Here is an 8813-nt window from a genome sequence, read left to right on the forward strand (position 1 = left end):
CTATCCACGACTTTGGCTCTTCTATCCACGACTTTGGCTCTTCTATCCACGACTTAGCGGTTCTATCCGTCGCTTTGACTGCTCTATCCGCCACTTCGGCGATTCTATCCACGACTTCATTTATTCTATCCACGACTTTGACGGTTCTATCCACGATTTCAGCTGTTCTATCCACGACTTTGGCGTTTCTATCCACGATTTCGGCTGTTCTATCCACGTCTTTATTCTATCCGTCGCTCTGACGGTTCTTTCCGTCGCTTGCGATTTTATCCATCGTTTTGATAGTCCTATCCGTCGCTCTGGCGGTTCTTTCCGTCGCTTTGATAATCCTATCCGTCGCTCCGGCTATTCCATCCGTCACTTCAACTATTCTCTCCGTCACTCTGACTGCTCTATCCGCCACTTCAGTGTTTCTATCCACGACTTTGCTGCTCTGCCCGTCACTCCGCTGATTGTTTGCCAATCCATTGTAACGTTTTTGAGCTTAGACCTCCGGCGCGCCATAAAACAACGTCATGATAGCTTTTCTTTTGCACATAGGCTGTCCATTGTTCAAGCGTTTCCTGATCGGCGTACCAGATTTCATGCGTAACATTTTGTTCATCTAAATAGGTGAAATATGCTGCACCACTTGCTTTGTCGCGTTGTTTAACTGCTTTCGTTTTGTTCAGTAATTCCTCTGCCTCTATCTCTGTTAAAGCAACTGTTTTGCCTTGATTCATCCATTCAAATCCGCCCGTTGCAAAGGCAATTGCTAAGTTTTGATTGGACTTCCCAATTTTTTTTAGTAAGTCATCTAAAAATGAAAAAGTTGCCTTTGCACCTGGACCACTATGATATCCGTGCACATTATAAGCCATCACTGTATAGTTAGGTCCATCTGGTAATTTCACTTTAAATGGGAAACGGGGCTCTAGTACGACATGTAATGATATATCCTTTTTCGATAGCTGTTTATACAGTTCCTCTAAGAAAAGTACATACTTAGGGATGTCCTCTTTAGCTATCTTTTCATAATCAATTTCAATACCATCCACGTCATACTGTTCAACAACCTGCATAATATTATCGATATGTTGTTGCCTTGATGACGTATCTTGTAACAATCGATGCAATAACGCACTATCCTTCTGAACAGAAGGGGTGTTATCTGTAACATAATCGTTAATTAACGTTAGTATAATATTATGCGTTTCATTAAATTGTTGCTGTGTTTGTTTTAACATTTCTATCGCATCTTCCGTTAATAATAATTGATCATTACTATTAAAATAAGCACCAAAAACGCGAATATCCTGTAAGCCCTGTTGTGAATTTTTCACATCCTCGATGGCAGAGTTTTTTTGCCATTCGGGTAACCATATGGATAATTGAAGCTTGTTTTTATTCTTCAACCCTTCTTTCACCTCAACAGGTACTTCTTTGCTATCATTACAAGCCGTAATAATTAGCAGTGTTATACAGATAAACCCCAAAATTTTTTTCACTTGAATCTAGATCCCCCCGATTTAGAAGGTTTCAATAAAGAAGTCAACAACGTTATTAAATAAGGTCATCGTTTTATGTTTTACTTTATCGAAATTCGTGTATTGGTTAGTAAAAAGTGTATGATCGTTAACATCGGTAATCAATATATTTTCGATGATTGTATCGTAAATATCATCTGCATACTGTTCATGCGAAGTTTCTTTTTTGCTGAACAACGCGCCAAATCCAATTTGTGATCCTTGAATATCAGGATTTACTTGAATTGTCTTAGATAATTCCTTATCTATATCTATTTTTATTTTATCCTTATTGACAGCAATGTTAAATTCTCTTGTTTTTGTTAGGTTTCTTGGGTACTCTTCCTCATCAATTCTAGAGCCTTTTTGCGTATCCTGATAATCGTATACGGTAGCCTTATTAAATGCATACTCTTCTTCATTCCACTGTATTTCATTTAAAGGAAAACACTCCTTCTCTTCAACACCTGCTCCTGGTAATTTTTCCGAAACAACAATCTCATTATCTATTAGAGCTATTCTAATATAGCTATTATTTTTTTCATCATAGTTTAAATAGATAGATTGTTGTCCAACGACATTTCCTTTAAAAGCGAAGTTTATATTATATTGCTCTGGAAGTTCTTCCTTTAATATTATCCGCCCCTCACTAGATGGTGCTGATGTTATAGTAATCTCATTCTCTTCAAATTCTGCGGCACCATTAATGACAGACCATTCTTTTGCCCGTTCATGGTCCCCGACTTCAAATTCAACATTTTGCTTACTTGCTTGACGGATCTTCATCATCACATGATTTGTAGACCAATACGGCGATACTTGTAATCTACTTAAGTTGTAAAGATCTGCATCCGCATCATTATATGCCCCTCGCTCCAAATTAAAATGCATGCTAAACATATCCTTAATTTGCTTATCATTCGTACTTTCTACTAATGGATCCATACTATTATAAAGTGAGTTTGCATGCATGATGGCATATGCCTTAGGAACCTCTCCTAATTCCTCCTCATAAATATCATTCATTAACTTGTAATCTTTCTGAATACGTTTTTCCATTTCTTGTCGCGTTTCACTCGGAATCATATATTGATTGCGGACGAAATCCATTAAATAATGATTATAATATTCGATAGTCGTTTTATTCGGCACATTATTTTCATCTATCACACCTAAAGACTGTCCTTTATCGTTATAGATATTTATATATGTCAGACGGTACCCATTAGAACCCAACTCCCAGTATCCACTTTCCTCCATGAGTAATAAATCTTCTGGCTTTAAAAATTTATTATCACGTGTGTCCATTTTATTGGCGTACGTAAACATCGTTGCATTATAATTTAAATCTTCCATAATGTTTTGAGCGAATATACTAGAATCTGTACGGCCATCTTCAAATGATAAATACAACGCTTTTTCTGGCAATGGTTTGTTTTTCTGATAAAAGTCTAAAACATCCTGCTGCGTAATTGTTTGATAGCCCTGACTTTCAAGTAATGCTAGTTGTTTTTTTAAATTCTCTTTAGATACGTATTTAGGAGATTCACCTCTGCTCACACCAAAATACGATAATGCGATGAAACCATCTTTATTTTCTAAAGGAACTGTTTCCCCCACCTTTTTTTCTGTTAAAAATACTACACGAAATAAAATAACCGCTAAAAATACAACGATTATCAATTGAATAATGGATCGTATTACTTTCCTTCGATTTTTTTTAGCTGGATTTAATACAATATTTTTTTCACTCATTCCCTCTCACCCATTTTTCTAATTTTTAGAATCGAAATTCGGGATTTTCGTAATTTTTGTTTTTCTAATTTCTTTTCTTTGGCCATGACATCTTGAGGTGTTTCTCTCGTACCCCATGTTGATTTCCAAAATGTAACCCATGCAACAGGCATTTGCCACAGCAAAATAAATTCATAAAAAAGTACAAAGATAAAGCCAAATGCCCACAACTTACTTCTTCTAAAGAAAAGATGGGCCAAGCTCATTAGCATTGACATCAATAACAGGCCTATTAAAAATGTGGTTGGAAAAACACCATGCATAATTGGCACATAAATTAGATTGTAAACAACAACAATAGGAGCTGCTATTGGTACGATTAACCCGATAATGAAGAAAAGAAACATGAAAGGTTCCTTTTTCCACATAAATAAAAATGCTCGTAACGATTCGCGTAGCCATGATCGTTTCCATCTCATTTGTTGAGATAAAAAGACTTTTGTATCTGAAGGAACAATTGTAGAACATACAGCATTGTCCTGATATCCTGTTCGATGTGTTTTTAAAATATAGTTTGTCATACTGCGATCATCCCCGAATGTCGCAGGCTGTCCAAGAAATTTTTGATTTAACCATGCTGTCTCATTTTTCAAAATAAGCTCTTTTCGATAACATGCTAATGGTCCAGATAAGCAAGTTACTGTATCAAACCAGGACTCAGCAGCTTTCATTATCCGAAAGGCTATATAATAGCGAACTGTTTGCAATTTTGTCAGAGCATTTGTAAATTTATTTTCAACCTCTGTTCTTCCAGCCACACCGCCCATTTTAGGATCTTGGAAAGGCTGCACTAAATTTCGAATAGCATGAGGTTCTAAAAAACTATCTGAATCTACGAAAACGACTAAATCGTGTTTAGCAAGATGCACTCCTGCCACTAAAGCCTCACGTTTCCCACCATTTTGAGGTAGCTTATGAAAACTTAAGCGATTCTTTGTTTTAAATCGCTCACCCTCATTATGAATAAAGTCAATCATTTCTTTTGCTTTTTCCTCAGTTCTATCTGTTGAATAATCATCTACTACAATAACCTCTAATTTATCTACAGGGTAATACTGATTCATACAGCTTAAAACTGTTCTATGAATCCATTGTTCTTCGTTAAACACTGGTATAATAATAGAAACGCCTGGTTCAAAATTAGGATTTATCGGTACATTCCTATAGAAAATACCGAATAAATATCTACTTAAAAGAAATGTTGCGGCAATAATACTATATAGATATAGGAATTTATTAAATTTGAAATAAATAACACTTTCAGCCCTCATTAACATAACAATAAGAGAAACAATCAATAGAAATAGACTTGCCACAAAGATTGATAGACCCCAACGTTTTTTAGTCATATAGTCATTTAAATGCTGTAAAAATTCACATGCATAATAGCACCTAGTTACGCCATCTACTTCTTTCGTAAAATGACGCACGACTTTCGCCTTTATTTTTACTCTAGATTCATAGCCCTCCGGCATCGCACCACCAGGTATAGTGAATTTCATCGTTATAATTTCATTTATTAATAAATTATTAGGACTATCTGAATATATAAGAATACCTGTAACTGAAATATCCTCTGCGTAATATTTATCACTAACCTTTTGCTTACCTCTTTTAATTTGCACTTCAAAATTAGTTTTATAGCGTAAACTTAACTGCTGTAAACGGTAAATTTCATTGACATCTGTAGGATCGATTTCCTCTTTTTGATAAGAAGCACCTCGGCGGTTAACGAGACTTCGTACATTTTCTGGATCAGGAATATTCGATAAAATTCGTCGATCAGAGCGTGGTATCGTTAAAACCTCTTTTTTCTCATTCATGATTATCAATTCACTTCCTTACTTGAATCTTCTTCAATCCAAGTCGACATTTTTGCAAAACTATATCCATCTTTTTGCAGTTTTTCAATGATTAATGGTAGTGCCTCAACTGTTTTTGTACCGTCTAAAACGTGCATAACAATTACCTTTCCTGGACCAACCCTACTCATCACACGATTATAAATATCTGAAACGGTATATTCTAAATTCCAATCAAATGATGCTATATCGTACATAGCAATCGATTTGACACCTGTTGCGGCAATAACTTTCGCCGATTCTTCATTAATAAGACCTTTATTTGGTCTGAAATACAGCAAAGGTTCTTCCTGTAAGGCATATGTTAGCGCCCTATGTGCCATTACGACATCCTCTTGTAGTTCCTCCGGTGTCATTGTCGTAACATCAAGGTGATTATAAGAGTGACTTGCAACCTCATGGCCTCTCTCAACAATTAATCGCGCTAATTGTGGATCCTTCTCCACTCCTTTACCAATTAAAAAGAATGTGGATTTAACGTTATACTTATCAAGAACATCCAAAATTTCTTTAACTCTCTCCTCACTCGCCCAATCATCAAAGGTTAAAGCAATTTCTTTTTTGGAGGTATTTTTACGGTAGAAAATATTTGGTTTAACATTTTCGTAATCCGGATTCATTTTAATAGCGTCATAGCCTTCAATTTCTTCTAAGGATTTTACTAAATATTGTTCATCTAATACGTCGGTTAATGTAGAGAAAGCATATCCTTTTTCTTTGCCCAATTGAGACAATAATGGGATAACATCAATAATCTCAGGATTAATGTACGTGTTTAAATGAATGACAGATCCACTGTTGATAAAGCCTCGAATGTAATCCAGTATTTCCTCAGCGCTTTGCATATTTCGGTCTTTCGGATTAATGGAAGATTCTACGACTCCCTTCATATTGAGCGTTTTCGTTGCTAAACGCATGTTGTCAGTTGAATCACCAGAACGACTGCGAACGTATTTTGGTGTATAACCTAATTGCTCTTCAAAAACTTCATTCGCTAAATAAATCTCTTTATAAGTTTCTTCATAATTTAAATCAGTCATATCAGAAAACGTCAACGTACCATTTTCTACCTCATGACCTCTGGCTAAAATGTCCTTCACTAACTCAGGATCCTGTGCCACTCGCGTACCTTCTACAAAAAAGGTTGCCTTCATGTTAAATTGATCTAATACCTTTAATAGTTTCTGCATTGTTTCATTGTCTGCAAGCCCATTAAAAGTTAACGCTACTTTTGGACTAAGAATACTTGCATGACTATAAATATCACTCATCGTTCCATCATGTTCTTTTATCTCGATTGCTGAATCAACTGGTTTAGCTTGATTAGTTTGAGCAGACGTTTGACACCCAGTTAAAAATAAAATGAATAATAGACTACATAATTTTAGTCGTCTCATTTCAAAAAAATCTCCCCTTATAATTTGTAATAATTTTCACTTTTAAATAAATAATAGGTATTACGTGTGTCAAAAATTAAAGCCGCATATTGATCAATCAATGAATATTCAATAGGTGTATGATTCGTTAAAATGACTACAGCATCTGCTTTTTGAACTAATTCTTTTGTAAGTGACACTGTGTTAAACCTGTAATTACCAACTGTAAATGTTTCAATAAATGGATCGACAACATTTAGGCCACACTGCTTGTCCTTTAATTTATCAATAACATGTAGTGCTGGTGATTCACGGAAATCATTAATATCTGGCTTATACGTGACTCCAATTACTAGAATCTCCGCGTCACCTATCTCTTTCTCCTGCGCATTTAAGTAATTTTCTAGTCTTTCAACAACAAAGCTTGGCATGGAAACATTAATTTTATCTGCCGTCTCGATTAATGTTGCAGAAATACCATGTTGCTGACCAGCCCATAATAAATATTTAGGGTCCACCGGTATGCAATGACCACCAACTCCAGGGCCGGGAGCAAATGGCATAAAACCATAAGGCTTTGTTGAAGCTGCTTCAATAACTTCCCACACATCAACATCCATCTTATGGCAAATCTGACTTAATTCATTGACGAGAGCAATATTAATTTGACGAAACGTATTTTCTAATAACTTTTCCATTTCAGCAACCTTTGGACTTGTTACAGCAAACACATTTGTATTAATCACTGTTTCATAAAAATGCTTGGAAACTTCTAAACAAGCTGCTGATATGCCGCCAACTACTTTAGGCGTATTCGAAACTGAAAAATTTAAGTTTCCAGGGTCCACACGTTCAGGAGAATAAGCTAAAAATATATCCTGCCCAATAACAAAATTGCTTTTTTCTAAGATTGGTTGAACGATCTCTTCTGTTGTTCCAGGGTAAGTTGTACTTTCAAGAATAATTAAAGTATTGGAGGACATGTTTTGTTCGACTGCATTGGCTGCGTCTACAATATATGAAATATTAGGTGTTCCATCTGCAGTCGTAGGCGTCGGTACACAAATAATAATGACATCTACATATGCAAGTTTAGAAAAATCATTTGTCGGCTCAAACTTCTCTTCATTAACCGCTTTTTCAATGATTGCATTAGACATATCAGCAATATAGCTATCACCGCTTCTTAATTTAGAAATTTTTTCATCGTCCTTATCGAATCCAATTACTTGAAAACCCTTATTAACGATTTGCAACGCAAGTGGGAGCCCTACATAACCAAGTCCAACAACTCCAATTGTTGCCTTTCTTATTTCGATTTTTTTTGATAAACCTAATTCTAGCGACTCAATTTTGATCCCCATAAACAATTTCCCCTTTGTCTAAAATTAGTGATTTTTAACAATGCACCCCAAAAACTACTCTGCAATAGCTAATTCCATTTACACTTCCTTCTTTTTCCAATACCACCCCTCATCTTCACGCACACCCTTAGTCATTTAATCCCTAAATTCGGGATATATACCTATAAGATAAATACATAGTACCAAGTTAAACTAAACGTTTTCTAAACAAATTCTACACAAGGAGTAAAAATAACTACAAAAATACGAATTTTTCTCAATAAACATACAACACATTCCTTTAGAACTATACATTTTATGATAAATTTCTACATAAGCTCGTACTATTATTAATTTTTCCACAAATAAAACTGTAACTATTTGTCGGAAACTTTTTTATCTTAAATAACTAGGGAATCGGATTAATTATTAGAAATGTACTCGTTAGCTTTTTATCAATGGAATTAGCATTGAAGATTATCATCTAATATAGTTTTAGACTGCATTACGAACTTCTCAATTCCAATAAAAAAAATCGCCATTGCTGGCGATTTTTTGGGGCTTTAGTATATTCTATCCTTCAGATTGACTGTTCTATCCACGACTTTGGCGTTTCTATCCACGATTTTGGCTGTTCTATCCACGACTTTGGCGTTTCTATCCACGTTTTCGGCGTTTCTATCCGCGCTTTGATAAATCTATCCGTCGCTCTGGCTGTTCTTTCCGTCGCTTTGATGACCCTATCCGTCGCTGGACATTCTTTCCGTCGCTTGGATGATTCTATCCGTCACTCTGGCTGTTCTTTCCGTCGCCTTGATGATTCTATCCGTCACTGGACATTCTTTCCGTCGCTTTGATAATTCTATCCGTCGCTCTGTCTGTTCTATCCGTCACTTTGGCGATTCTATCCGTCACTGTACATTCTTTCCGTCG

At 35.7% G+C, this 8813-nt stretch carries 8 protein-coding genes; 3 read left to right on the forward strand and 5 right to left on the reverse strand.

Annotated features, from left to right (window positions below; translation table 11 throughout):
* Together QRN68_RS25055 and QRN68_RS25060 are read left to right on the forward strand one after the other, a co-directional pair.
* Positions 1–242: hypothetical protein (locus tag QRN68_RS25055; RefSeq protein WP_285400025.1), on the forward strand; the 242-nt coding region annotated here is incomplete at its 5' end.
* Between the two features lie 36 nt (positions 243–278).
* Positions 279–452 carry a hypothetical protein gene (locus QRN68_RS25060; protein WP_285400026.1) on the forward strand — a complete coding sequence of 58 codons (174 nt, stop codon included), beginning with the start codon at positions 279–281 and terminating at the stop codon, positions 450–452.
* On the opposite strand, the gene QRN68_RS25065 is transcribed toward QRN68_RS25060, so the two are convergent.
* The 5 genes from QRN68_RS25065 to QRN68_RS25085 are packed head-to-tail and all read right to left on the reverse strand — an operon-like array spanning position 441 to position 7901.
* On the reverse strand, positions 441–1487 hold the full coding sequence (locus QRN68_RS25065) for a glycosyl hydrolase family 18 protein (protein ID WP_285400027.1): 1047 nt from the start codon (positions 1485–1487) through the stop codon (positions 441–443). The two genes, QRN68_RS25060 and QRN68_RS25065, sit on opposite strands and share 12 nt — an antisense overlap.
* A 21-nt stretch (positions 1488–1508) precedes the next feature.
* Positions 1509–3260 carry a polysaccharide deacetylase family protein gene (locus QRN68_RS25070; protein WP_285400028.1) on the reverse strand — a complete coding sequence of 584 codons (1752 nt, stop codon included), beginning with the start codon at positions 3258–3260 and terminating at the stop codon, positions 1509–1511.
* A complete protein-coding gene (locus QRN68_RS25075) occupies positions 3257–5122 on the reverse strand; it encodes a glycosyltransferase (RefSeq protein WP_285400029.1) in 1866 nt (621 codons plus the stop codon). Before QRN68_RS25075 ends, QRN68_RS25070 begins: the two co-directional genes overlap by 4 nt.
* Positions 5123–5127: 5 nt before the next feature.
* Positions 5128–6558, reverse strand: a complete 1431-nt coding sequence (locus tag QRN68_RS25080; protein ID WP_285400030.1) for a polysaccharide deacetylase family protein — start codon at positions 6556–6558, stop codon at positions 5128–5130.
* 17 nt (positions 6559–6575) lie between these two features.
* A complete protein-coding gene (locus QRN68_RS25085; RefSeq protein ID WP_285400031.1) occupies positions 6576–7901 on the reverse strand; it encodes a nucleotide sugar dehydrogenase in 1326 nt (441 codons plus the stop codon).
* 668 nt (positions 7902–8569) lie between these two features.
* Between QRN68_RS25085 and QRN68_RS25090 the strand changes: the two genes are divergently transcribed.
* Entirely contained in the window at positions 8570–8737 is a 168-nt protein-coding gene (locus tag QRN68_RS25090) for a hypothetical protein (RefSeq protein ID WP_285400032.1), read from the forward strand.
* Positions 8738–8813 lie beyond the last annotated feature (76 nt).

This window comes from Lysinibacillus sp. fls2-241-R2A-57 (assembly GCF_030209535.1).
GTDB lineage: Bacteria > Bacillota > Bacilli > Bacillales_A > Planococcaceae > Lysinibacillus.

Bases quoted from the DNA above. Each gene is read 5' to 3' on its own strand.
- QRN68_RS25075 (WP_285400029.1), bottom strand. From the start codon at position 5,122: ATGAATGAGAAAAAAGAGGTTTTAACGATACCACGCTCTGATCGACGA.
- QRN68_RS25080 (WP_285400030.1), bottom strand. From the start codon at position 6,558: ATGAGACGACTAAAATTATGTAGTCTATTATTCATTTTATTTTTAACT.
- QRN68_RS25070 (WP_285400028.1), bottom strand. From the start codon at position 3,260: ATGAGTGAAAAAAATATTGTATTAAATCCAGCTAAAAAAAATCGAAGG.
- QRN68_RS25085 (WP_285400031.1), bottom strand. From the start codon at position 7,901: ATGGGGATCAAAATTGAGTCGCTAGAATTAGGTTTATCAAAAAAAATC.